The organism is Azorhizobium oxalatiphilum, from assembly GCF_014635325.1.
Lineage (GTDB): Bacteria > Pseudomonadota > Alphaproteobacteria > Rhizobiales > Xanthobacteraceae > Azorhizobium > Azorhizobium oxalatiphilum.
In genome coordinates this window covers 192083-214388 of record NZ_BMCT01000009.1, presented here as the reverse complement: position 1 = coordinate 214388, position 22306 = coordinate 192083, and the positions used below count along the sequence as shown (strand labels likewise).

The following is a 22306-nucleotide window of genomic DNA, read 5'->3' as shown; positions in this document are numbered from 1 at the left end:
GCGGGAGGCCAGCACCGTGTCATTGACCGTGACGAGCCCTCGGCCCGCCGCTCGTTTCGCGCCGGAGGCGCGCTCTTTCCTCGACACCTTCCGGTGTCCTGCCGGGCGCCGAAGCGCCCTCCCCTCGCCTCAGCGGTAAGGGGCGTCCGCGGCGATGGAGCGCGCGATCTCGCGCTCCCAGCGGTCGCCGTTCGCCAGCAGCTTTTCCTTGTCGTAATAAAGTTCTTCGCGGGTCTCGGTGGCGAACTCGAAGTTCGGCCCCTCCACGATGGCATCCACCGGGCAGGCTTCCTGGCAGAAGCCGCAATAGATGCACTTCACCATGTCGATGTCGTAGCGCGTGGTGCGGCGGGTGCCGTCATTGCGGCGCGGGCCGGCCTCGATGGTGATGGCCTGCGCGGGGCAGATGGCCTCGCACAGCTTGCACGCGATGCAGCGCTCTTCGCCATTGGGATAGCGGCGCAACGCATGCTCGCCCCGGAAGCGCGGCGAGATGGGGTTCTTCTCGAACGGATAGTTGATGGTCGACTTCGGCGCGAAGAAGTAGCGCATGGCGAGCATGAAGCCGGAAACCAGTTCCGTCAGGAAGAAGGCGCGGGCGGTCTGATCGAGTCTCATGGCCTCTCTCCTGCCACCGCGAGGCGGTCAGACAAGGAAACGTTCAGGATGCCGGGCATGCTCATTGGGGCGCATTCCCGGTGAAGAAGAGAACCGACGCCACGACGATGACGGCCACCAGCGAGATCGGCAGGAACACCTTCCAGCCGAGGCGCATGAGCTGGTCGTAGCGATAGCGGGGCACGATGGCCTTCGCCATGGCGAACAGGAAGAACATGAAGCAGACCTTCAGCAGGAACCAGACGATGCCTGGAACCCAGGTGAAGGGCGCGAACGGGATGGGCGACAGCCAGCCGCCGAGGAACATGATCGTGGCAAGCGCACACATGGTCACGATGGCCACGTACTCGCCGAGCATGAACAGCAGGTAGGGGGTCGAGCCGTATTCGGTCATGAAGCCGGCCACCAGCTCCGACTCCGCTTCCACGAGGTCGAAGGGGGGACGGTTCGTCTCGGCCAGGGCCGAGACGTAGAAGATGACGAACATCGGCAGCAGCGGCAGCCAGTACCAGCCGAACAGACCGAGCGAGGTGTCCTGCGCCTCCACGATCTTGGAAAGCTGGAGCGAGCCGGCGCACATCAGCACGGTGACGATCACGAAGCCGATGGAGACTTCATAGGACACCATCTGCGCAGCGGAACGCAGGGCGGCGAGGAACGGGTACTTCGAGTTCGAAGCCCAGCCGCCCATGATGATGCCGTACACGCCGAGCGAGGAGATGGCGAAGATGTAGAGCGTGCCGAGGTTGAGATCGGCGACCACCCAGCCGTCCGCCAGCGGGATCACCACCCAGGCCGCGAGCGCGAGCACGCAGGTCACGAGCGGGGCCAGCAGGAAGGCCACCTTGTTGGCGCCCGACGGGATCACCGGCTCCTTCAGCACGAACTTCAGAAGGTCGGCGAAGGACTGGAACAGGCCGAACGGGCCCACCACGTTGGGGCCGCGCCGCATCTGCACCGCCGCCCAGATCTTGCGATCGGCCAGCAGCAGATAGGCGATGACGATCAGCAGCCCGACCAGAAGCCCGAGGCTCTGGGCCAGGATGATGAGCACATGGATCAGGGTGTCCAGCCAACTCATGGGTTCTACTCGCCCTCAGTTCCGGCCGGCCCGGGCATCAGCCCGGCACCCGCGGTCGATTTGATGTCCAGCCCGCATCGCGCTCACTCCGCAGCCACGGCGGTGCCGCCGAGGCGCAGAGCCGAGCATTCGGCCATGACGGCCGAAGCGCGCGCGATGGGGTTGGTGAGATAGAAGTCGCGGATCGCCGGCACGAAGGCCGCCTTGTCGGTGGCGCCGCCGACAGCCGCGAGCGCAGCCACCGTCGAAGCGTCCACCGGCTCCACCTGATCGATGCGGCCGAGGTGCGGGTGGGCTTCCACCAGCGCGGCGCGCAGCGCGAACAGGTTGTCGTAGGGCAGCTTCTGGCCGAGCACCTCGGAGAGCGCACGCAGCACCGCCCAGTCCTCGCGCGCCTCGCCGGGCGGGAAGGCCGCGCGGTTGGCGAACTGCGGACGGCCTTCCGTGTTCACATAGATGCCGGACTTTTCCGAATAGGCGGCGCCCGGCAGGATCACGTCGGCGCGGTGCGCGCCGCGATCGCCATGGGTGCCGATGTAGACGACGAAGGTGCCGGGGGCGACATCCACCTCGTCCGCGCCGAGCAGGAACACAACGTCCTGCGCGCCCGGATTGGTCATCGCCACCGTGCCGAGACCGCCCTCCCCCGGCACGAAGCCGAGGTCCAGCGCGCCCACGCGGCTGGCCGCCGTGTGCAGCACGGCAAAGCCGTTCCAGCCGTCCTTGACCGCACCAGCGGCCACCGCCACGCGGGCGGCGAGCGAGAGCACGGCGGCGCCGTCGGCGCGGGCCAGTGCCCCCTGCCCCACGATCACCAGCGGACGCTCGGCGCCCTTCAGCACGTCGGCGAAGGTGCCGTTGCCGGTCAGCTCGGCCAGGCTTTCCGGGCCGGCGCCCAGATATTCATAGGGGTATGTCAGATCGACCCGCTCGCCCACGAGGGCGATCTTCAGGCCGCCCTGCCGCCAGCGCTTGCGCAGGCGAGCGTTGACGATGGACGCCTCGTGGCGCGGATCGGTGCCGACCAGGAGGATGGCGTCCGCCTCCTCAATGCCGGCGATACCCGGATTGAAGATGTAGGAGGCGCGGCCGAGCGACGGGTCGAGCGCAGCACCATCCTGCCGGCAGTCGATGTTGGGCGAGCCCAGCTTGCCCATCAGCTGCTTGAACGCGAAGGTCTCTTCCACGTTAGCGAGGTCGCCGACGATGGCGCCGATGCGCTTGCCGTTGGTGCCCTTCACCTTGGCGGCGATGGCATCGAAAGCCTGCTGCCAGGTGGCGGGCGCGAGGCGGCCGTTCACCCGCACGTAGGGCCGGTCGAGACGCTGGGTCTTCAGACCATCCCACACATAGCGGGTCTTGTCCGAGATCCACTCCTCGTTCACCGCCTCGTTGGTGCGGGGGAGGATGCGCATGACCTCGCGGCCACGGGTGTCGATGCGGATGTTGGAGCCGACCGCGTCCATCACGTCGATGGCCTCGGTCTTCGCCAGTTCCCACGGACGGGCATGGAAGGCAGTGGGCTTGTGGGTCAGCGCGCCCACCGGACACAGGTCGGCCACATTGCCCTGCATCTCGGAACGCATGGCGTGCTCGAGATAGGTGGTGATCTCCATATCCTCGCCGCGGCCGATGGCGCCCAGATCCGGCACGCCGGCCACTTCCGTGGAGAAGCGCACGCAGCGGGTGCAGTGGATGCAGCGGTTCATGGAGGTCCGCACCAGCGGACCGATATACTTGTCCTCGACGGCGCGCTTGTTCTCCGCGAAGCGCGAAGAGTCCACGCCATAGGCCATGGCCTGGTCCTGCAGGTCGCACTCGCCGCCCTGATCGCAGATGGGGCAGTCCAGCGGATGGTTGATGAGCAGGAACTCCATCACCCCTTCGCGGGCCTTCTTCACCATCGGGCTCTTGGTGAGCACCACCGGGGGCTCGCCGTTCGGGCCGGGGCGCAGGTCCTTCACCGCCATGGCGCAGGACGCCGTCGGCTTGGGCGGACCGCCCTTCACTTCGACGAGGCACATGCGGCAGTTGCCCGCGATCGACAGGCGCTCGTGGAAGCAGAAACGCGGGATCTCGACGCCCGCGACCTCGCAGGCCTGGAGCAGCGTGTACTCCGCGGGGACTTCGACTTCCGTGCCGTCGACGACGATCTTGGCCATCAATCCGATCCTCAGTGCGGCGCTACGACGAGGTCGAGCCGCGTATCGATCCGGTCGAGGCGAGCCCCAACACGGTCCAACCGGCGCTGCACGCCAGCGAGATTTTCTGCAACCGCAGTCACGCGAACCTTCAGATCCCGCACATCATCGATCACACGATCCAGCTTCTCATCGAAGCGGCGCATGTAAGCGAGGACGAGGTTGGCGGAATCCTCAGGCATTCAAATCACTCCGCCGCCACGGGCACCGGATCGGGATGCGGGTTGGCCGCATACTGGTCGATCCGGGCTTCGATCACGTGGCGGAAGTTCCGGATCAGGCCCTGCACCGGCCACGCGGCGGCATCGCCCAGCGCGCAGATGGTGTGGCCTTCGATCTGGGTGGTCACTTCCAGCAGTTGGTCGATCTCGCGCTTCTGGGCACGACCTTCGGCCATGCGGTTCAGCACGCGCCACATCCAGCCCGTGCCCTCACGGCACGGCGTGCACTGGCCGCAGCTCTCATGCTTGAAGAAGTAGGAGATGCGGGCGATGGCGCGGACGATGTCCGTGGACTTGTCCATCACCAGCACGCCGGCGGTGCCGAAGCTCGACTTCACCGCACGCAGGCCGTCGAAATCGAGGATCAGCTCCTCGCAATTCTCCGCCGTCACCACCGGGCAGGACGCGCCGCCGGGGATGATCGCCAGCAGATTGTCCCACCCGCCGCGAATGCCGCCGCCGTGCTTCTCAACCAGCTCCTTGAACGTGATGCCCATGGCGTCTTCGACGACGCACGGGGTGTTCACATGGCCAAGGATGCCGAACAGCTTGGTGCCCACATTGTTGGGCCGGCCGATGGACGAGAACCACGAGGCACCGCGGCGCAGGATTTCCGGCGCCACCGCGATGGACTCGACGTTGTTCACCGTCGTCGGGCAGCCGTAGAGGCCCATGTTGGCCGGGAACGGCGGCTTCAGCCGCGGCATGCCCTTCTTGCCCTCAAGGCTCTCCAGCAGCGCGGTTTCCTCGCCGCAGATGTAGGCGCCGGCACCGTGATGCACATAGAGGTCGAACGGATAGCCGTGGATGTTGTCCTTGCCGATCAGCCGGGCCTCATAGGCCTGGTCGATGGCCGCCTCGAGCTGCTCGCGCTCGCGGATATATTCGCCGCGCACATAGATGTAGGCAGCATGCGCACCCATGGCGAAGGAGGCGATGAGGCAGCCTTCGATCAGGGTGTGGGGATCATTGCGCATGATCTCCCGGTCCTTGCAGGTACCGGGCTCGGATTCGTCCGCATTCACCACCAGATAGTGGGGACGGCCGTCCGACTGCTTGGGCATGAAGGACCACTTCATGCCGGTCGAGAAGCCGGCGCCGCCGCGACCACGCAGGCCGGACGCCTTCATCTCGTTAATGATCCAGTCACGCCCCTTCTCCAGAATGGCTTTCGTGCCATCCCAGTTGCCACGGGCGAGCGCACCCTTCAGGCCCCAGTCATGGGTGCCGTAGATATTGGTGAAGATGCGGTCCTTGTCCTGCAGCATGGATCATGCCTCCGCATCGCCGGCGCCCGGCTTGGGCGCTTCGGCATCAGCCGCGGCCGGGGCGGTGTCAGCCGGCTTGCGGTCATAGAGCGAGGGATCGGTGAGCGAGGTCAGGCCCGTTTCGGGCGAGGACGCGCGCCGGCCGATCTGCGAGCCGGTCGTCACGGGACGGCCGGCCTGCAAGTCGTCGAGCAGCTTTTCGAGGCTCTCAGGGGTGAGATCCTCGAAATAGTCGAAGTTCACCTGGACCATGGGTGCGTTGGCGCAGGCGCCGAGGCATTCCACCTCGAGCCACGACAGCGCGCCGTCCTCGGTCACGTGACGCTCGGCACCGATCTTGCGGTGGCACACTTCCTTCAACTTGTCCGCGCCCCGGATCATGCAGGGCGTGGTGCCGCAGAGCTGCACGAAATGGCGCCCCACCGGCTCAAGATTGAACATGGTGTAGAAAGTGGCGATCTCCAGCACCCGGATGTAGGGCATGCCGAGCTTGTCGGCGACAGCCCGGATGGCGGGTTCTGGAGTCCAGCCCCCGCACTGTTCCTGCGCCTTCCACAACAGCGGAATAACGGCGCTGGCCTGACGGCCTTCCGGATATTTGGCGATCTGACGATCAGCCCAGGCCTCGTTCTCGGGCGAGAAAGCGAAGCTTGAGGGCTGCTCGGCTGCAAGACGGCGGACGGACATCAGCGAGTTCCTGGGCCGGCTACGTGACAATTGTTGTAGGCGCCCCCGGCTTGGGCCACGGCGCAATAGATGTAGACGCCGTTCTTGTAGAGCATCAGCACCGAGGCGTCGGAATGAGCCAGGAGACCATTGGTCCCAGGCACACCCGAAGTCGGCACCAGAGCAGCGCGCACGGGCTGCCAGCCATCGCTCAGCAGCGCCACGGCCGTGAGCTTTTCCGAGATCACCGCCATAGGCGGCGCCGCGGGCGTGGCGGGCGCGATGATCTCGACGCTCGCCGGGGCGTAGGTATAGTCGGCGGCCTGAGCGGAACCCAGCGCGGCCACGAAAGCAAAAGCGGTCAGAGCGAAAGTCTTCACCGGTCAACCTCCCCGAACACAATGTCGAGGGATCCCAGCACCGCCGAAACGTCGGCGAGCATGTACCCGCGACACAGGAAGTCCATGGACTGGAGATGCGCGAAACCGGGAGCGCGAATCTTGCAGCGATACGGCTTGTTGGTGCCGTCTGCTACGAGATACACGCCGAATTCCCCTTTCGGCGCTTCCACGGCCGCATAGACTTCCCCTTCCGGCACATGGAAGCCTTCCGTGTATAATTTGAAGTGGTGAATAAGCGCTTCCATCGAGCGCTTCATCTCACCGCGCTTCGGCGGGGACACCTTGCGGTCGGTGGAGGCCACCGGACCCGCTTCCTTCAGCAGGCGGTCGCAGCACTGCCGCATGATCTTGATCGACTGGCGCATCTCTTCCATGCGGCAGACGTAGCGGTCGTAGCAGTCGCCATGGACGCCGACCGGAATGTCGAAGTCGAGTTCCGAATAGCACTCGTAAGGCTGCGCGCGGCGCAGATCCCACGGCGCGCCGGAGCCCCGCAGCATCACGCCCGAGAAACCCCAGGCCAGCGCTTCCTCGATCGTCACCGTGCCGATGTCCACGGTGCGCTGCTTGAAGATGCGGTTGCCGGTCACGAGCGCGTCGAGATCGTCCAGCGTCTTCAGATAGGGATCGCAGAAGTCGCGGATGTCCTCGATGAGCTTCTGCGGCAGGTCCTGATGCACGCCGCCCGGCCGGAAATAGGCCGCATGCATGCGGCTGCCGGACGCACGCTCATAGAACATCATCATCTTTTCGCGCTGGTCGAAGCCCCACAGCGGCGGGGTCAGCGCGCCCACGTCCATGGCGAACGTGGTGACGTTGAGGATGTGCGACATCAGCCGGCCGATTTCGGAATACAGCACACGGATGAGCTGCCCCCGGATCGGAACCTCGATGCCGGCCAGACGCTCCACTGCGAGGCAGTAAGCGTGCTCCTGGTTCATCGGCGAGCAATAGTCGAGCCGGTCGAAATAGGGCACGGCCTGCAGATAGGTCTTGGCCTCGATCAGCTTCTCGGTGCCGCGATGCAGCAGCCCGATATGCGGATCGACGCGTTCCACCACCTCGCCGTTCAGCTCCAGCACCATGCGCAGCACGCCGTGCGCGGCCGGATGCTGGGGGCCGAAGTTGATCTGGAAGTTGCGGACCGGGTTCTCGGTCTTGGGAGCGTCGAGCGTATAGGCCATGGCGCGCGTTCCTTCAGCTCGCCTTCGGCGCCGCAGGGGCGCCGGGCTGGGATGCCGCCTTCTCATCGCCCGGAAGCACGTACTCGACGCCTTCCCAGGGAGAGAGGAAATCGAAATTGCGGAATTCCTGCGCGAGGCGCACGGGCTCATAGACCACGCGCTTCATCTCGTCGTCGTAGCGCACCTCGACGAAGCCGGTGAGCGGGAAGTCCTTGCGCAGCGGATGGCCGTCGAAACCGTAGTCGGTCAGCAGACGGCGCAGCTCGGGATGGTTGGCGAACAGGATGCCGTACATGTCGTAGGCCTCGCGCTCGAACCAGTTGGCGCCGGGCCAGATGCCGGTGACGGAGGGAACCGTGATCAGGCCGTCGGTGGACAGCTTCACCCGCACGCGCAGGTTCTGCTTCACCGAGAGCAGGTGGTAGACCACCTCGAACCGCTGCTCGCGCGCCGGATAATCGGCGCCGCACACGTCCACGATGCAGGTGAACAGGCAGGCCGGATCATCGCGCAGGAAGGCGGCCAGCTTCAGCACCTGATCCGGCGTGGTAACGAGGGTCAGCTCGCCAAAGGCGATCTTGTGCTCGACCACTGCTCCGGGCAGGGCGCCCGTCACATGTGCCGCCAGATCATTCAAGGTCTCGTCCATGAGCCTGTTCCCGTCAGCCGATGCGGCCGTTCAGCGTTCGATGGTTCCGGTGCGGCGGATCTTCCGCTGCAACAGGAGCAGGCCGTAGAGCAGCGCTTCGGCCGTAGGCGGGCAGCCCGGCACATAGACGTCCACGGGCACGACGCGGTCGCAGCCGCGCACCACCGAATAGGAATAGTGATAGTAGCCGCCGCCATTGGCGCAGGAGCCCATGGAGACCACGTAACGCGGCTCGGGCATCTGGTCGTAGACCTTGCGCAGAGCCGGCGCCATCTTGTTGGTCAGCGTGCCGGCGACGATCATCACGTCCGACTGGCGCGGCGAGGCGCGCGGCGCGAGACCGAAGCGCTCCACGTCATAGCGCGGCATGGAGACGTGGATCATCTCGACCGCGCAGCAGGCGAGGCCGAAGGTCATCCACATCAGCGAGCCGGTGCGCGCCCAGGTGATGAGCTCGTCCAGGCTGGTGACGAGGAAGCCCTTGTCCGCCAGCTCCGCATTGATCTCCCGGAAGAAGGGATCGTCGGAGAGGATCGGGCGGCCGGTGGAGGGGTCGATGATGCCCTTGGGCGCAGGCGCGACCAGCGGCTTCGTCGTGGCAGGGGTCAATCCCATTCGAGTGCTCCCTTGCGCCACTCATAAATGAACCCGACGGTCAGCACGCCGAGGAACGTCATCATCGACCAGAAGCCGAGATGGCCCAGTCCGCCGAACGTCACCGCCCAGGGGAAGAGGAAGGCCACTTCGAGATCGAAGATGATGAAGAGAATCGCCACCAGATAGAAGCGCACGTCGAACGTCATGCGCGCGTCATCGAACGCGTTGAAGCCGCACTCATAGGCGGACAGCTTCTCGGGATCGGGGTTCTGATAGGCCACGATGAACGGGGCGACCAGCAGTGCCAGTCCGATCACCATAGAGACGCCGATGAAGATCACCACCGGCAGGTAGTCCATGAGCAGGGCGTTCATGATCCGCACCTCGGGGCGCGTAGAGCGTTACGCTTGAAGCGCACGCGCCGGCCTCGGTTGGAGGAGTTCGAAACGAGGGGAGGCTTATCGCAGCGCCACAAGGGTGGCAAGAGCGACAGCGTTCTCCCTCACCTTAAAATGTTCCAAGAACATAGTGCACTGCAACAAATCTCGGAAACGGTTGCTTGGTGCCGCGCCGGAGTTCACTCCAGTTGCCGCGACAACAGTGTTTGTCGTTGACTCTGTTACCGTTGCGGATGGTGCCGATCGTTTGTACGCGATCATATTTTGCCACACTCCCGCCGCGCCATTGCCACGCCAATGTTTGGCCCGCCGCATCCGCGAGAGGGGCTGGGCGTGGCCTCTGTCTGGAACCATCCTACACGGCCAGCCTGCCTGACGCTTGCAATCTAGATAGGCGGACAGATGCCGGTACACGCCGATTTTGCTGCAACGCACCTGAGATGATTTTCCATTTTCTGGAACAATTCCGATCATCCCCAGAAGATCGGACGTCATAAGGACCGGCGACGCGGGGCGAGCGCGCCCACCGCATGGCTAGATCGGCAAAAATGCATGGGACAACAATAATTTCGCCCGCACGAGGCGGGCGAAGGGGAAAGCCACGGAGACCTGAAATGGCCGTTGGATTCGGCCGCTGCGGGGCAGCCCAGAACGTCAGTCCGTCTCGCTCTGACGGGCAGGACAGACTGACGCCTGAATGGTCCGGTCAGGACGCGATGGCTTCCTTCACCGCCGCGACCAGCTGCTTCAGCGAGAAGGGCTTGGCCAGGAAGGAGAAGGTCTCGGTCGCCGGCAAGTTGCGGGCGAAGGCCTCCTCGGCATAGCCGGAAATGAAGATCACCTTCAGGTTCGGATGCCGTGAGCGCAGCTCGCGGAGCAGCGTCGGCCCGTCCATCTCCGGCATCACCACGTCGGAGATGACCAGATCGAAGCGGTGCTGCCCCTCATCCACCAGCGCCAGCGCCTCGGCGCCGCCGGAGGCCGCCATCACCTGATAGCCGCGAGCGGTCAGCGCACGGGTGGCGAAGGCGCGCACGGCGTCCTCGTCTTCCACCAGCAGCACGGTCCCCTGCCCCGTCAGATCCGCCGAGCGCGTATCAGCCTCGGCGGGCTTTGCCTCGGCGGCTTCCAACTCGGCCGCGTGGCGCGGCAGGAAGACCCGGAAAGTGGTGCCCTCCCCTTCCGCGCTGGCGGCAAGGATGGTGCCTCCGGTCTGCTCGACGATGCCATAGACGGTGGACAGGCCAAGCCCCGTGCCCTTGCCCACCTCCTTGGTGGAGAAGAAGGGCTCGAAGATCTTGTCCATGATATCAGGCGGAATGCCGGTGCCGGTGTCGATGACTTCCACCAGCACATAGTCGGCGGCCGGCAGGCTGCCCTCGTAGGGCGCGCATTCGGCGGCGATGACATTGCCGGTGCGCAGGGTCAGCACGCCGCCATTCGGCATGGCATCACGGGCGTTTACCGCCAGATTCACGATCACCTGCTCGAACTGGTTCACGTCCACCTTCACAGGCCACAGGTCGCGGCCGTGCTCCACCTCCAGCGTGATGGTCTCGCCGATCAGCCGCCGCAGCAGCATGGACAGGTCCGAGATCACGTCGGTGAGCTGGATCACCTGCGGACGCATGGTCTGCCGCCGGGAGAAGGCCAGCAACTGGCGCACCAGCCCCGCCGCCCGGTTGGCATTCTGCTTGATCTGCATGATGTCCGGGAAGGACGGGTCGCTCGGCCGGTGGCTGGCCAGCAGCAGGTCGCAATAGCCGATGATGGCGGTCAGGACGTTGTTGAAATCATGCGCGACGCCGCCGGCGAGCTGGCCGATGGCCTGCATCTTCTGCGATTGCGCGAACTGGGCCTCCAGCGCCTTCTGCGCCGTGGTGTCCACCGCATAGACCGCCGCCCCGCCGGCAGCGCCCATGGTGGCGGCATAGAGCCGCGCGGAGCGCCCGCCATCGGCGGAGATGGTCACTTCCAGCGGCTGGGGAGCGCCGTCGCGAAGGGCATCTTCCACCAGTTGCGCGACACCCGCCGTGTCACGCTCCGAGACGAAGCGCTGAAGCGGAGCGCCGCCGATGTGGCCGCCATTGGCGAACAGGCGCGCGAAGCTGGCATTGGCCTCGGCGATCAGGCCGCGCCCGTCCAGCGTCGCCATGGCGAGCGGGGAGCGGGAGAAGAAAGCCGCATCGTCCACCGCGCGGGCGACGGCCGAGGGCGCCACAGGCGCGGGCGCGACCACGGCAAGTGCGGGCGCCGACACGGCACCCGCCGCGATCTGCGGCGTCAGAACCACCACGCATTCGCCCATGGGCCGCCCGCCCACGAACGCACGGGTGCGCAACACCGAGCCATCCTTGCGGACCACATCCAGATCCATGCCCTCAGGCCCCGTGCGGCCCTTGGTCAGGGCACCGATGACGGCGGGGGCGGACGAGGGCGAGATCAGTTCCTGGAAAGCCAGATGGCCGTTGCCGATCTCGGCGAGGTCATAGCCGAGGGCACGGGCGAGCGCCCCGTTGGGCAGCCACGCCTCATCACGCGACAGCACGAACATGCCGAGCGGTGCCATCTCCCAGAGCGACAGCAGGCCGGCGGCAGCCTGCCCGTCATTGGGAATGGAAGCCGTGACCGGCGCCTCTTCCACGCGCCGGGCGGGAGCCGGCATGGCACGCACCTGCGCCGGAACGGCGGCGGGCTCAGCATCCGCGGCGGAAACAGCCGCAGCCTCGGAGGTGGGAGCAGGCGCGACGGCGGCGACAGCCTGCCCGCCGCTGAGAGAAATCATCCACATGGCGCGGCGACGGCTACCCAGCGGATACACCGAGACGTGCAGGCGCCGCCCGTCGTCCTCGGTGTCGAAGCGGAAGGCGCGCGTGGCCGGATTACCATCCGCCAGCGAGCGCAGCAGATCGGCCAGCGGCTCCTGGCCGCCGGGGATGCGATTGAGGAAACGCTCCGGAATGGGCGCCTGCCCCTCGCGGCTGCGCGTCAGGCGCAGATAAGCGGCATTGGTGGCCAGAATGGTCTCGCCATTCTCCAGTACCGCCACACCATCGCTCGTCCCGGCCATCAGGGCACGGGAGAGTTCCTCGCCATATTTGTCGCGCGTGAGCCCGAAGCTCAGGACCGCCTGGACCAGCGCGAACACCCCGAGGCAGGCCAGCGAGGCGAGCACCGGCAGGAGCCAGGAAGAACCGCTACCCTGAAGAAAGACAGCGAGAAAAGCGCCCGCAAATCCAGCACCCGCAAGGACCAGCCGGCCAAAGCGCGGCGATCTGCGCGCGGGTGGCCCGACCACCGGATTGAAATCCGGCGCTCCTGCTCCGCCTGTCATCAACTCATCCCTGTCTGCCGGCCCGTCCTGTGGCGAAAGGGCGGCTTTGAGCATCGCATATATCGCGTGCGGGTCACGCTGATTCCCGGAAATTAACGCAAACTTGCGGCATTGGTTGAAATCCTCGCTGGATCGTCAACAATTTCTTAGGCAATCCGGCAAGGCCGGAAATTAGCACCCGCTCGCGCGTCCCGTGTCGGTTCATGCTATTGGCACCGCGGACAGCGATAAGGAGGGTTGATGTTGCAGGATCTATTCGGCGGGCTGGCGCTTGAGGCGCGGGTGGCGATCGCCCTTGCCGTCATTATCGCGCTGCTCGTCCTCACTTTGCTTCTGGTACGGCGCCTGGGCGGCGGCGGCAGCCGTGGCGGCATCGGCCGCTCGCGCCACCGTGTCGCGGTCATGGACCGGGTTCAGGTGGATCAGAAGCGTGAGCTCGTTCTCGTCCGCCGCGACGAAGTGGAACACCTCCTGCTCGTGGGCGGCAACGCCGACGTGGTGATCGAATCCGGCATCGGCCGGCCGCAGGCCCGCGACATGAACACGCAGCGCGAGGCGATCGCCGCCCGGGACGCGGCTCAGCGCACGCAGGCCCTGCCGCCCCGCGAAGCCCGCGATGCCCTGCCGCCGCGCGAAACCCGCGACGCTCTGCCCAACCGCGAAGCCCCCGAGGCGCTTCCGGTGCGCGAGCCGCTGTCCGCCCGCGCCCTCAACAATCGCCAGCCGCTGCCCCAGCGCCGTCTCGCCGGCGATCAGCCGCTGGAAGCCCCGTCCCCGGAAGGCGACGATCTGCGTGCGCCGGAACCCCGCGCCTTCGACCGCAAGGCCGGTGAAAGCCGCTATGCGGATCCGCGTGGCGTGGAAGGCCGCATGGCCTCCCTGCGCGGCCTTGATCGCACCGAGCGTGCCGCTCCGGTCGAGCCGGTGGTGGAGCCTGTGCTGGAGACGCCCCCGGCTGATGCCCCCCTCGCCTCCCCGGCGCCGGAACCCGAGATCGCCGAGGCCAAGGTTGCCGAGCCCGTCGTCGTGACCACGGTCGCCGAGACGCCCATCGAGGACGTGAAGACGGACACCCCGAAGGCCGAGGAAGCGAGCCCCGAGCCCGCCAAGGTCGAGGAGGTGAAGCTCGAAGAGGTGAAGCCGGAAGAGATCAAGGTGGAGCCAGCCCCGGTGGCTGTCGCATCCGTGGCCGAGCCGGCCGTGCCGGCGGAAGCCCCGCGCCGCTCCTTCCTGTCGCGCCGCCCGGTTTCGAGCACCGATGCCCCCGGCTTCGGCATCCGCGCCCTGCGCGACCGCAAGCTGGGCTCGGACGAGCCCACCGTCAGCGCTCCGGCCCCGGAGGCCCCCGCTGCGGAGGCACCCGGCCTGCGCGAGAGCTTCCGCCGGCCGGCCCCGAACCTGTCGGTGCCGGAAACCACCGAACGGCCCGTGCCCACACGCCGGGAATCGCTGTTCGCGAACCGGCCCAGCAGCCTCAAGCGCGAGGAGCCCCGTCTCGGCGACCTCGCTGCCCGCCTTGAAGCCTCGCTCGGCCGCTCGCTCGCCAAGGATGCCCCGGCCGCGCCCGAAAAGCCGGCCGCTCCGAAGGTTGAAGCTCCCGTCGCGCCGGTGGTGGCTGCCGCCGCTGCCGCGTCGGTCATCCCGGCCCTGACCGTGGAAGACCTGCTGGGCGATCTGGCCGGCCCCGCGCCTGAGGTGAAGTCTCCGGTGGCCCCCGAAGTGACCGCGCCTGAAGCCACCGCGCCAGCCGTCGAGGCTCCGGCCGTGGTGGTCGCGGCCGAGCCTGCGCCGGAAGCTGCGCCCCCGGTCGAAGCTCCGGCCCCGGAAGCGCCCCATCCCGCTCCGCCCGAAGTGGTGGCGGCTGCCACCGAACCGTCAGTCGCGGAACCGGCGGCTCATACGGGCCCGGTGACTATCGCCGCGCTGGAGCTGCGCATGGCGGAAATCGCCGTGGAAGAAGCGGCGAAGGCCGAGGCCGCCAAGGATGCGCCCGCTGCCGAAGCCAAAGCCGAGGCCAAGGAAGAGGACAAGGCCAAGGCCGCTCCCGCCATCGACCCGTTCGATGAGCTGGAAGCGGAAATGGCCAACCTTCTGGGCCGCACCGGCACCGACAAGGCGTGATGCGGGCGGCCGCTGGCCGCCCCTTTCCCCCGCTCAGCGGCAAATAAAAAGGCCGGGCCTGAAGACAGGCCCGGCCATATTTATTGGAAAGCGCGATCCGCCGCCGGCGCGCCGGGGCGGAAGCGTCGGGCGCTCAATCGTCCCGATAGACCCGTTCGCGGCGCTCATGCCGCTCCTGGGCTTCCACCGACAAGGTGGCAATGGGGCGGGCCTCCAGACGCTTCAGCGAAATGGGCTCGCCCGTGTCCTCGCAATAGCCGTAGGATCCGTCCTCGATGCGCTGGAGCGCGGCGTCGATCTTGGCGATCAACTTGCGCTGGCGATCGCGAGCCCGCAGCTCGATGGAGCGATCGGTCTCCGAGGAGGCCCGATCCGCCAGGTCCGGATGATTCTGGTTCTCGTCCTGAAGGTGCTGCAGCGTCTCACGCGCTTCCCGAAGGATGTCTTCCTTCCAATTCAACAGCTTGAGTCGAAAATACTCCCGCTGCCGATCGTTCATGAAAGGCTCGTCCTCGCGGGGGCGATAGTCCTCGTCGATGCTGATCGACATCCGCAAAGTCCTCGATACCGCTACGCCGATCCCCGTCGGGTCGCCGCGCTTATATCCAGCAGCCGCCGTTCCGACAACAACCATCGCAATCGAGAGATGCAGAGGCACGCGCAAATGCAAACCGGCGGGCCCCGCAGGACCCGCCGGAATGGCGTAGGACAATGATTTTGAAGGGATCAGCCCAACAAACAGGCAGGCATTATGCCGCCCCGGCAGCTCACCACCAGGCCTTGCCCATGTTGAAGGTGTAGCTGAGCGACATGCCGGCCGTGAACTGGTTGGCCGAGTCGGTCAGCGGCGAATCCGCAGCGTCACCCACCAGACGGTTGTAGGAGGCAAACACGCCGGCCTCGTAGCCATTGCCGAAGTTCTTGGTCAGCTGGGCGGTCGCGCCCCAGGACTGCACGCCGCCGCCCGCATTGTAGATGGGCAGCGGGTTCAGCAGGTAGGTGGCCGAGAAGGACTGCCACGGGGTGACGCCGAAATATTCCTGCATGTAGCCGGAAGAGGCGAACTTCAGCCGCGGGCCGACGGCGAAGCGCCAGCTCTCGTAAGGCACGATCACATCGGCGGCCAGATCGCCCATCAGGCCGCTGAAGCCGCCGAAGCCGTAGCGCAGCTCGCCGCGCAGGCGCAGCCAGTCCATGGCGTACCACTCGGCGAAACCGCCCAGCTCCACCGACATGTCCACGTCCCCGAGGCCGCGGAGGCGATCGGAATCATCCTCGTCCCGGCCCCAGTCCAGCCTGCCCACCGCGCCGATGCGGAAGCGGCCGGTGTCGAACAGCGCGATGGACGGATTGTCGTCCACGCTGCGGAAGACATTGAGGCCCGAAGCCTTGGAGATGCGGAAGATGAAGCCCGGCGCGAAGCCGTAGTCGTCCGAGCCCGGATAATCCGGCACCACCTTGGCCGAAGCGCCGATGGTCAGGTACCAGTCTTCCGTGGTGCCGGTCATGGCCGGCTGAGGGGAGGCCTTGTAGGCGAAATCCGCCGCAAGCGCGCCCTGGGCACCGAGACCGAGAAACGCCACCAGCGCCACGGAGGACATCGAAAGGGTACGGGCCACGGAATCCACCTCATAAAAAACGTGGCGTCACCCTAGCGGCGTGTGGCCGGGCTTTGGTTGCAGAAATACAACGAAAGTCCAGCGAATGGCTCAAGGTTAAGAGGTCGTGACGGAGGACGCTTGCCCCTCCCCCGCCAGCTCTCCACGCGTTGCCGGTGCCACATGGCCCGCCGCAGGATGAGGCTGGGGCGCATGGACAGAAGTGGAACGCCGTTCATGTGGTCCACCGGCATGGCGGACCGGCATGGCGCCCTGCGCTGTCGCAGCCAGCGCTTCGGCCCGACGCGCCGCACCTTCCGCCTTCATGTGCGCCCATTGGTCGCGCAGACGCGAGGTCCAGAAGGCCGCCGTCGTCGCCACCCGTCCCACGGTTCCGAAGGCATAGCGCGGTGCCGGAGCCGCCAGTTCGTCGATCTGCCGGCTGCGCTCGATGATGCCCGCGCAAATCACATCGGCCGCCAGCGCCGCATTGGCGAGCCCGTTCGCGCCCAGCCCCGCCGCATGCCAGACGCCGGGCCGATGCTCGCCGATCAGCGGCAGACCGTGCGGCGCGCGGGACTGGCTGAAGCCACCCGCATGCTCAGCAAGGCGGATGCGCAATTCCGGATAGACCGCCCGCGCCCGCCGCCGCAGCGCCACCGCCGCCGGCACCTCGCCATGAACGGCGGTGGCAGTCGGCGCCTCGAACATCAGCTCACCTCTGGACGGCACGAACCGGCCGCCCCGCCAGCCCGGCTCGGCCACCAGCCCGGAGAAGTCGGGCCGGGCCGTGCGCACCGCGAAGCCGCCGCGCACCCAGTGCTCACGCCCGAGTGCACCCGCCAGCCACGGCGCCACCCGGCCGAGGCCCCGTCCGGCGCACAGCACCACATGGTTGGCGCGCACACGCCCCTCGGAGGTCTGCACATATTTGCGCACGCCGCCGAGGTCCGCCGCCGTAGCCGGCGTCAGCTCAAGGATGCGCACGCCGGCCGCCTGCGCCGCCGTCGTCAGGGCCGCGCCAAGGGCCTCCATGTCGAACAGGACGCCATGCGGCTCATAGAATGCGCCCGCATAGCGGGGGCTCGCGGTCACTGCCTCGATCTCGTCCCGCGACCAGCGCCTCAGTTCCACGAGGCCCAACAGGTCGCGGGCCTCGGCCTCCGCATCGAGGAGCGCCATTTCGTGCGCGGCGGCCACCCGCAGGAGACCGCGCCCCTGCCGTTCCACGCCCAGTTCGTCGAACAGAGCCAGCGCCTTCGCCATGGCCTCCAGCGACAGATCGAAGGTGGCGCGCGCCCGTTCCTTGGAGAAGCGGTTGCCGGTGTCGCCCAGCCACAGCGTGGTGCCGGCGGCAAGGACGGCGGGACGGCGCACCGGCGTGATCAGCCCGCGCTCGAGCAGCAATACGTCCAGCCCCTGCCGCGCCAGCCGGAGCGCGATCATCAGGCCGGCAATGCTGCCGCCGACGACGCAGGCATCCGCATCAAGATCAGGCGGTGCAACGGCCGGCATGGCTTCCCCCTTCGCCACTTCCAATTCTGCGGTGATACGTCACCCTGCGTCGAGTGGCTCGCGCAGAACACACGCGGAACGGGCGATCACGGGAATGTGTCCCCTTTTCCTGCCCCAAGGTGCGGCACGCGGTGCCACGGGATCGCCATGGGCGCCGTGCTAGCATGGTGTTCCGCTTCGTCACCCTCCTGATTCAGGCATCCGAACGCTCCATGCGCCGCCTCATCCTGCTCCGCCACGCCAAGTCCGACTGGCCCGACGGAATGACCGATCTCGACCGCCCCCTGGCGCCCCGCGGCCGTCTCGCGGCACCGCGCATGGGCCAGTATCTGGCCAATGAGGGACTGATCCCGGATCTGGTTCTGGTCTCCCCCGCCCGCCGCACGCAGGAGACCTGGAGCCTCGTTGAACCCCTCCTGCCGCCCAGCATGGATGTGGAGCACGACGGCCGCATCTATGAGGCGCCCACCGAGCGCCTGATGTCTGTGGTGCGGGAACAGCCGGCACAGGCGCATGTCCTCATGCTGGTGGGCCATAATCCGGGCATGGAAGGGCTGGCTGATCTGCTGGTGGCCGGCGGCTCCGGCGTAGCGCGCGAGCGCATGCAGGAGAAATTCCCCACCGGCGCGCTGGCGGTCATCGACCTGCCGGTGGACGACTGGGCGGACATGGCCGAGGATTCCGGCCGGCTCGACCGCTTTGTGACGCCCCGGGCGCTGGCCGTGGACGACTGATTTGACCGCACGCATCACGCTTCTGGACGAGGCCCGCATCGGGCTGCGCTCGCTCATCGACCGGGTGGAGGACATCGCCGCGCCGACGCTGCGGCTGGGCGTCACCGGCCTGTCGCGGGCGGGCAAGACGGTGTTCACCACCGCCCTCGTCCATGCGCTGATCCGGGGCGGGCGCCTGCCGGTGTTCGATGCGGCCAATTCCGGCCGCATCACCTCCGCAGCCCTGAAACCGCAGCCGGACGATGCGGTGCCGCGCTTTGCCTATGAGGATCACCTGCGGCAGATCACGGTGGAGCGGGTCTGGCCCGCCTCCACCACGCGCATCAGCGAACTGCGACTTGTCATCACTTATGCACCGCCGCGCGGCGGAGAGCGCACGCTGACGCTGGATCTCGTGGACTATCCCGGCGAGTGGCTGCTCGATCTGCCCCTGCTCGACATGAGCTTTGCCGACTTCTCACGCACCAGCCTCGCGCTGGCGCGCGATCCGGCGCGGGCCGCCATGGCCTCGCCCTTCCTCTCGACGCTGGCCGCCACCGCGGCGTCGGGCCCCGAGAACGAGACATCGGCGCGACAGCTGGCCGCCACCTTCACCACCTATCTGGCCGCCTGCCGTACCGAGCGGGTGGCCATGAGCCTGCTGCCCCCCGGCCGCTTCCTCATGCCCGGGGATCTGGAAGGTTCGCCGGCCCTGACCTTTGCCCCGCTCGACATCCCGTCCGGCACCACGCCGCGCGCGGGCTCGCTGGCGGCCATGATGGAGCGGCGGTTCGAGGCCTATAAGTCCGCCGTGGTGCGCCCCTTTTTCCGCGATCACTTCGCCCGGCTCGACCGGCAGATCGTGCTGGTGGATGCGCTCTCCGCGCTGAATGCCGGTCCCGCCGCGCTGGCCGATCTGGAGCGGGCGCTGGACAGCATCCTGGCCGCCTTCCGGCTAGGGCGGAACAGCCTCGTCAGCGCCCTGTTCCGCCCCCGCGTGGAGCGGGTGCTGTTCGCCGCCACCAAGGCCGACCATCTGCATCACACCAGCCACGACCGGCTGGAAGCCATCCTCCAGCGGCTCGTGGACCGCGCGCTCACCCGCGCCAAGGCGGAAGGTGCGCTGTTTGATGTGGCCGCCCTGTCCGCCGTGCGGGCGACGCGGGAAGCCTCGGTCAACCGCTCCGGCCAGTTGCTGCCGGCTATCGTCGGCACGCCGGAGGCCGGACAGGAAGTGCACGGGCACGTGTTCGACGGGCAGGAGGAAGTGGGCGTGTTTCCCGGAGACCTGCCGCAGGTGCCCGACAGCCTGTTCGAACCCGGTGGCACCGGCTTTCGCGGCCTCTCGGCGGCCGACGGCGTGGATGCGGACTTCCGCTTCGTGCGCTTCCGCCCGCCGGCCGGCATTGGCGCGGGCGCGCCGCTTCCCCATATCCGGCTGGACCGGGCGCTGCAGTTCCTGCTGGGCGACCGGCTGGCCTGACCGCCGAGCCGGATCGGGGCAGATCGGACAATCCGCCCCGTGAAACCGCCTCGCAAACCGAGATTGGGCAAGGAGCATATCGGGAATGGCAGAGCAGCGCGGACGGCGGCCGGAGATCTTCCGGATGGAGGATGCCGGGCTCACCCTCGCGCCGGCCGAAACGCTGCCGGAGGTGGCCGAACCCGCGCTGGCGCCGGTGGCGCCGCCGAAACGCCGGCTGTTCTCCATCGGTGGCCTGTTCTGGACGGCGCTGGGCGGCCTCGTCAGCCTCGGCGCCGGCCTTGCCGTCACCCGCCTCGTGGAAGACCTGTTCGCCCGCGCCGAATGGCTGGGCGCGGTGGGGCTCGGCTTCACGGCTCTGCTGGCCGTGGCGGTCATCGCCCTCATCGCCCGTGAGGCGCTGGGGCTGGCCCGCCTCTCCTCTCTCGACACCCTGCGCGCCCGCGCTGCCGATGCGCTCGCCCGCGACGACCGGCCCGAGGCGGAGGGCGTGGCCCGGGCCCTGATCGCGCTCTCCAAGGAAAACCCACGCCTCGCCAAGGCGCGCGGCGACCTCTCCACCCATCTCGGCGCCATCATCGACGGCGCCGATCTCGTACGCCTCACCGAGCGCACGCTCATGGCGCCGCTGGATGCGCAGGCCCGTGCGCTGGTGTCGGATGCCGCCAAGCGGGTGTCGGTGGTCACGGCCGTCTCGCCGCGCGCGGCGGTGGACCTGTTCTTCGTGCTCTACACCGCGATCACCCTGATGCGGCGGCTGGCGGATCTCTATGGCGGGCGGCCCGGCTTCCTCGGCATGCTCAAGCTCGGTCGGCATGTGCTGAGCCATCTCGCCGTTACAGGAGGCATGGCGGCCGGCGACAGCCTCGTGCAGCAGATCCTCGGACACGGTCTCGCGGCCAAACTCTCCGCACGCCTCGGTGAAGGCGTGGTCAACGGCCTGCTGACGGCGCGGCTCGGCCTTGCCGCCATCGCCGTCACCCGTCCCCTGCCCTTCGCGGCCCTGCCAGCCCCGCGCCTGTCGGACGTGGCCACCGGCCTCATCCGCAAAGCGGAAGCCGATGCCGCGCCAGCGAAGGCTCAGCCCGGCAGCAAACGCGGCGGGGGCGCCGAGGGCGAATAGGCCCCCGGCGTATTGCGCCACAGGGTCTCGGCCAGCGGCCAGCACAGCACCGCCGCGAGACCGAGCATGATCGCCGCCTCCGTGCCCATGCCGGACCGCCACGCCTCAAGCGCCAGCCAGAGCACACCGACGCCGGTGAGGCTGCCAAGCCCCAGCATCAGCCACCAGCGCCACGCGGGCAGGCCCGCGTCATAGCGCACCGCGCTGCGCTCACGCCCCAGCGCAGCATGCAGCGCGGAGAGGAAGCCCACGAAGGCCGGGCCCTGCGCCACCGTGCCGGTCAGCCCGGTGCGCGACACCGAGCCGAGGCGCAGCGTGAGGCCGCCCTCCGCGCGGATGATTAGGGTGTAGCTGGCGCCCCCAAACTGACCCAGTTCGTGGCGCAGGCGCAGATGGGTGATCTCCTTCAGGGGCAGGCGGCCGGAATGGGCGCCCACCGTCCATTCCAGCACGCCTTCGGCGGCACGTGTATCCAGCACCACGCGGGTGGCGGCGCCGGCCATGCGGGGGCGATAGGTGTAGGTGAGGCGACCTTCGCTCTCATCCAGCGACACTGGGGTGTCGGAGGCGGTCATGTGACGGCGGGGCCGTCGTCATGGGGGCAATAGTCCGGCTTCAGGTCCACCAGCGGCGTGCCGTCCACGCAGTCGAGGCTGCGCACCTTCACCTTCAGCCCGTCGACAGCCAGCACCTTCACAACGGTGGATGCGATAGGGTTGGGGCGCACGGGGGAGCGCAGGGAAAAGGTGCCGGTGACGGTGCCGTCATGGCGCGGGCTCTGGAGCACGATGTCGCGGCGTGCCTGATCCATCCAGTAGAGCACCTGCATCCAGCTGCCGGGCACCACGCCGGTCAGCGCCTCCGCCCAGCGCGGATCCAGCTCCAGCGTGCATTCCGGCCCCTCTGGCGTGGCCCGCTTCGGGCAGGCGGAGCGATCCGGAAAAGGCGTGCGGATGCGGCCGACGAAGAACAGGCCCGCGTCATAGGCGGACGGAACATCCACCGCCCGCTCGCCGGGACGCAACTGGTCCCATGCAGGGGGGGATGACGGCGAAAGGCTGGACTCGGATGCGGACATAAGGCTCTCTCCTCCCACCCCTCTATAGCGTGCCGGTGACGTTGCGTCCCTGCTGCG

General features: G+C 67.6%; 21 protein-coding genes. 4 read left to right on the top strand and 17 right to left on the bottom strand.

Annotated elements, in window-relative coordinates; all coding sequences use genetic code 11:
• Window positions 1–129 precede the first annotated feature (129 nt).
• The 12 genes from nuoI to IEW24_RS24500 all read right to left on the bottom strand — a co-directional run bounded on the left by nuoI (window position 130) and on the right by IEW24_RS24500 (window position 12618).
• A complete protein-coding gene (gene nuoI / locus IEW24_RS24555) occupies window positions 130–618 on the bottom strand; it encodes an NADH-quinone oxidoreductase subunit NuoI (protein ID WP_188583553.1) in 489 nt (162 codons plus the stop codon).
• A 61-nt stretch (window positions 619–679) separates the two neighbouring features.
• A complete protein-coding gene (gene nuoH, locus IEW24_RS24550) occupies window positions 680–1699 on the bottom strand; it encodes an NADH-quinone oxidoreductase subunit NuoH (RefSeq protein WP_188583552.1) in 1020 nt (339 codons plus the stop codon).
• Window positions 1700–1782: 83 nt separating this feature from the next.
• Window positions 1783–3861, bottom strand: coding sequence for an NADH-quinone oxidoreductase subunit NuoG (gene nuoG, locus IEW24_RS24545; RefSeq protein WP_188583551.1), 2079 nt, complete (start codon window positions 3859–3861; stop codon window positions 1783–1785).
• An 11-nt stretch (window positions 3862–3872) separates the two neighbouring features.
• The gene (locus IEW24_RS24540) at window positions 3873–4082 is read right to left on the bottom strand and encodes a hypothetical protein (protein ID WP_188583550.1); all 210 of its coding nucleotides are present in this window, start codon (window positions 4080–4082) and stop codon (window positions 3873–3875) included.
• 5 nt (window positions 4083–4087) lie between these two features.
• On the bottom strand, window positions 4088–5389 hold the full coding sequence (nuoF, locus tag IEW24_RS24535; RefSeq protein ID WP_188583549.1) for an NADH-quinone oxidoreductase subunit NuoF: 1302 nt from the start codon (window positions 5387–5389) through the stop codon (window positions 4088–4090).
• 3 nt (window positions 5390–5392) lie between these two features.
• Window positions 5393–6076, bottom strand: coding sequence for an NADH-quinone oxidoreductase subunit NuoE (gene nuoE / locus IEW24_RS24530; protein ID WP_188583548.1), 684 nt, complete (start codon window positions 6074–6076; stop codon window positions 5393–5395).
• A complete protein-coding gene (locus tag IEW24_RS24525) occupies window positions 6076–6435 on the bottom strand; it encodes a hypothetical protein (RefSeq protein ID WP_188583547.1) in 360 nt (119 codons plus the stop codon). The genes nuoE and IEW24_RS24525 overlap by 1 nt, the downstream gene beginning before the upstream one ends.
• A complete protein-coding gene (locus IEW24_RS24520) occupies window positions 6432–7640 on the bottom strand; it encodes an NADH-quinone oxidoreductase subunit D (RefSeq protein WP_188583546.1) in 1209 nt (402 codons plus the stop codon). The genes IEW24_RS24525 and IEW24_RS24520 overlap by 4 nt, the downstream gene beginning before the upstream one ends.
• 13 nt (window positions 7641–7653) lie before the next feature.
• Entirely contained in the window at window positions 7654–8289 is a 636-nt protein-coding gene (locus IEW24_RS24515) for an NADH-quinone oxidoreductase subunit C (RefSeq protein WP_188583545.1), read from the bottom strand.
• A gap of 30 nt (window positions 8290–8319) precedes the next feature.
• Window positions 8320–8904: a NuoB/complex I 20 kDa subunit family protein gene (locus IEW24_RS24510; protein ID WP_188583544.1), complete on the bottom strand. Its 585-nt coding sequence runs from the start codon at window positions 8902–8904 to the stop codon at window positions 8320–8322.
• Entirely contained in the window at window positions 8895–9260 is a 366-nt protein-coding gene (locus tag IEW24_RS24505) for an NADH-quinone oxidoreductase subunit A (protein ID WP_188583543.1), read from the bottom strand. The genes IEW24_RS24510 and IEW24_RS24505 overlap by 10 nt, the downstream gene beginning before the upstream one ends.
• Before the next feature lie 730 nt (window positions 9261–9990).
• A complete protein-coding gene (locus IEW24_RS24500; protein WP_244644649.1) occupies window positions 9991–12618 on the bottom strand; it encodes a hybrid sensor histidine kinase/response regulator in 2628 nt (875 codons plus the stop codon).
• A 240-nt stretch (window positions 12619–12858) separates the two neighbouring features.
• Here IEW24_RS24500 and IEW24_RS24495 point away from each other — a divergent pair, with 240 nt between their 5' ends.
• On the top strand, window positions 12859–14739 hold the full coding sequence (locus tag IEW24_RS24495) for a flagellar biosynthetic protein FliO (protein ID WP_188583542.1): 1881 nt from the start codon (window positions 12859–12861) through the stop codon (window positions 14737–14739).
• Between the two features lie 133 nt (window positions 14740–14872).
• Here IEW24_RS24495 and dksA read toward each other — a convergent pair whose 3' ends face one another.
• The 3 genes from dksA to IEW24_RS24480 form a co-directional block, all read right to left on the bottom strand.
• On the bottom strand, window positions 14873–15289 hold the full coding sequence (dksA, locus tag IEW24_RS24490) for an RNA polymerase-binding protein DksA (RefSeq protein WP_029005204.1): 417 nt from the start codon (window positions 15287–15289) through the stop codon (window positions 14873–14875).
• Between the two features lie 217 nt (window positions 15290–15506).
• Window positions 15507–16358 (bottom strand): MipA/OmpV family protein, encoded by an 852-nt coding sequence (locus IEW24_RS24485; RefSeq protein WP_244644648.1) that lies wholly within the window; start codon window positions 16356–16358, stop codon window positions 15507–15509.
• Window positions 16359–16454: 96 nt separating this feature from the next.
• A complete protein-coding gene (locus IEW24_RS24480) occupies window positions 16455–17852 on the bottom strand; it encodes an NAD(P)/FAD-dependent oxidoreductase (RefSeq protein WP_188583541.1) in 1398 nt (465 codons plus the stop codon).
• 164 nt (window positions 17853–18016) lie between these two features.
• On the opposite strand from IEW24_RS24480, the gene IEW24_RS24475 reads away from it, so the two are divergent.
• The 3 genes from IEW24_RS24475 (at window position 18017) to IEW24_RS24465 (ending at window position 21171) form a co-directional block, all read left to right on the top strand.
• Entirely contained in the window at window positions 18017–18586 is a 570-nt protein-coding gene (locus IEW24_RS24475) for a SixA phosphatase family protein (RefSeq protein WP_244644647.1), read from the top strand.
• Window position 18587: 1 nt separating this feature from the next.
• The gene (locus IEW24_RS24470; protein ID WP_188583540.1) at window positions 18588–20048 is read left to right on the top strand and encodes a YcjX family GTP-binding protein; all 1461 of its coding nucleotides are present in this window, start codon (window positions 18588–18590) and stop codon (window positions 20046–20048) included.
• Between the two features lie 85 nt (window positions 20049–20133).
• Complete coding sequence (locus tag IEW24_RS24465; protein WP_188583539.1) at window positions 20134–21171, top strand: YcjF family protein; 1038 nt, start codon at window positions 20134–20136, stop codon at window positions 21169–21171.
• Here the strand turns inward: IEW24_RS24465 and IEW24_RS24460 are convergent.
• Together IEW24_RS24460 and IEW24_RS24455 are read right to left on the bottom strand one after the other, a co-directional pair.
• A complete protein-coding gene (locus IEW24_RS24460; RefSeq protein WP_188583538.1) occupies window positions 21129–21746 on the bottom strand; it encodes a hypothetical protein in 618 nt (205 codons plus the stop codon). The genes IEW24_RS24465 and IEW24_RS24460 overlap by 43 nt on opposite strands.
• Window positions 21743–22249, bottom strand: coding sequence for an SAM-dependent methyltransferase (locus IEW24_RS24455; protein ID WP_188583537.1), 507 nt, complete (start codon window positions 22247–22249; stop codon window positions 21743–21745). The genes IEW24_RS24460 and IEW24_RS24455 overlap by 4 nt, the downstream gene beginning before the upstream one ends.
• Window positions 22250–22306: the final 57 nt, after the last annotated feature.